This is a genomic window from Xenorhabdus santafensis (assembly GCF_033949405.1).
GTDB classification, from domain to species: Bacteria; Pseudomonadota; Gammaproteobacteria; order Enterobacterales; family Enterobacteriaceae; genus Xenorhabdus; species Xenorhabdus santafensis.
Window position 1 is genome coordinate 1 of the sequence record NZ_VCDN01000084.1, and the last position, 2,508, is coordinate 2,508.

1 protein-coding gene is annotated in these 2,508 nt (G+C 54.4%); it reads left to right on the plus strand.

What is annotated here, in order from left to right; all coding sequences use genetic code 11:
- On the plus strand, positions 1-2,508 hold a 2,508-nt coding region (locus FE392_RS16855), incomplete at both ends, for a condensation domain-containing protein (RefSeq protein ID WP_319931360.1).

Genomic DNA, 2,508 nt, shown 5'->3' on the forward strand with positions numbered 1-2,508 from the left:
ACCACGTTTGCCGCCACTTATACCATCAATGGGCGCATTGATGTCGCGCGCCCCATTCCCATTGGCCGCCCGCTTGCCCATACCCGCATATACATTCTTGACCCGCAAGGCCGTCCCGTTCCCCTTGGTGTCAGCGGTGAAATTTATATTGGCGGTGCGGGCGTGGCCCGTGGTTATCTGAACCACCCTGAACTGACTGCCGAACGCTTCTTGTCCGACCCGTTCTGCGAAGATACCGAAGCGCGTATGTACAAAAGCGGCGATCTCGGCCGCTGGCTGCCCGACGGCAATATCGAATTCCTCGGCCGCAATGATTTTCAGGTCAAGCTGCGCGGGTTCCGCATTGAACTGGGGGAAATCGAAGCCAAATTATTGCAGTGTCACGGAGTCAGTGAAGCCGTCGTTCTGATGCGCGAAGACGAAACAAACCAGAAACGGCTGGTGGCTTACCTGCGGGCACAGGACGGCGTAGAGCTGCAAGGGGCTGAACTGCGCCAGCAACTCGCCCAGCACCTCGCCGATTTTATGCTGCCCAGTGCTTTTGTGGTTCTTGATGCTTTCCCGCTGACTTCCAATGGCAAACTCGACCGTCAGGCATTGCCGGCTCCCGCGTTGTCCGCGATCGTAGTACGTCATTATGAAACCCCCATCGGCGCAGCAGAAAATGCGTTGGCTCAGATTTGGCAAGATTTACTGGGGCTGGATCAAGTCGGTCGCCATGACCATTTCTTTGAACTTGGCGGCCATTCGTTGATGATCGTCAGCCTGATCGAAAAACTACGCGGCAATGGCTGGAAACTCGATGTACGCAGCGTATTTTCAACCCCGGTTCTGATTGATATGGCCCAAGCCATTCAACGTGATGCCGATGCTTTTGTGGTGCCTGCAAATCGCATACCCGATGATTGCAGCGCCCTTGTCCCTGATATGTTGCCGCTGATTGCCCTCACCCAAGCTGAAATTGACTCGATTGTGGCAGCCATTCCCGGCGGGGCGGGCAATGTACAGGACATCTACCCATTGGCACCGCTGCAAAAAGGCATCTTGTTCCATTATCTGATGCAGGAACAAGGGGATACTTATCTGTTGCAAAGCCTGCTGGCATTCGATACCCGCGCTCGTCTTGAGGCTTTTATGGATGCCTTGCAGCAAGTCATCAACCGTCACGATATTCTGCGCACTTCGGTTCATTGGCAAGGATTGGAGCAACCTGCCCAAGTGGTTTGGCGCCAAGCTCCGCTGTGCATCAATATCTTCACGCCCGCGTCACCAGAGGACGTTCCATCACAGCTTCTTACCCATACTGACCCACGCCAGCATCGCATCAACCTGAACCAAGCACCGCTATTTGCGGCAGATATTGCCTGTGATCCGGTTCAGGGTGAATGGCTGCTGGCCCTGCGCTTCCATCATCTGGTCAGCGACCATATGACACTGGATCTGATCTTTGCTGAAATTGCACTGATATTGCAGGGTAAATCAGTGACATTGCCCACTCCGCTGCCTTATCGCAATTTTATTGCCCAGATCCTGAGCGAGTCTACCGCCGCTCATGAGGCGTATTTCCATGAGCGGCTTGCTGATATTGATTCACCGACGGCACCGTTCGGCATACTCTCAGTACCGAATAACGACACGCAGGTCGCAGAAGCCCGCTTCCCTCTATCTCCTGCATTGGCAAAAGCGATCCGCGTCCAAGCCCGCCATCTGAAAGTCAGCCCAAGCGTGCTGTTTCACGTAGCTTGGGCTACTGTGTTGGCACAAACCAGCGGTCGCGACGATGTGGTCTTTGGCTCGGTGCTGTTGGGTCGCCTGCAAGGCGGCGCAGGGGCTGACCAAATATTGGGGATGTTCATCAACACCCTGCCCGTTCGGGTATCTCTGGCCGGACGCAATGTGCAGGCCGTCGTGCAAGATGCCTATCACGATTTGATGCGGCTGTTGGAGCATGAACAGGCGCCGTTGGCGCTGGCACAGAGTTGCAGTGGTATCTCACATTCCCTGCCCCTGTTCAGCGCCCTGCTCAATTACCGCCATTCGCATGTTGTTAAAAACGATGTTGATGGCAGCCATTCCCAAGCAGATAAAGCCGTTTGGTCAGGCATGCGGGTGATTGCAGCACAAGAACGAACCAACTACCCGATTACCCTGTCGGTAGATGATTTGGGTGAAGATTTCTACCTGACCGCCCATACCGTCTCTGGCATCGATCCAGCCAGCATGACGGGTTACCTGCAAACAGCCGTGAGCGGGCTGGTTAATGCCTTGGCACACAATCCACAACAATTGATTCTCGATATCCCCATTTTGTCAGAGGCAGAGCGTCAACATCTGTTGGTTGATTTCAACCCCATACCGACCAAATTCCCTCAAGAGGCCCTGATCCACCAGCTGTTTGAAGCTCAGGTGGCACAGCAACCGGATGCCATTGCCGTGATGTTCTGCGGGAAAACAGGCGATGAAGCAAGCAATGAACAAATACTGAGCTATGGCGAACTCAATCAGCGC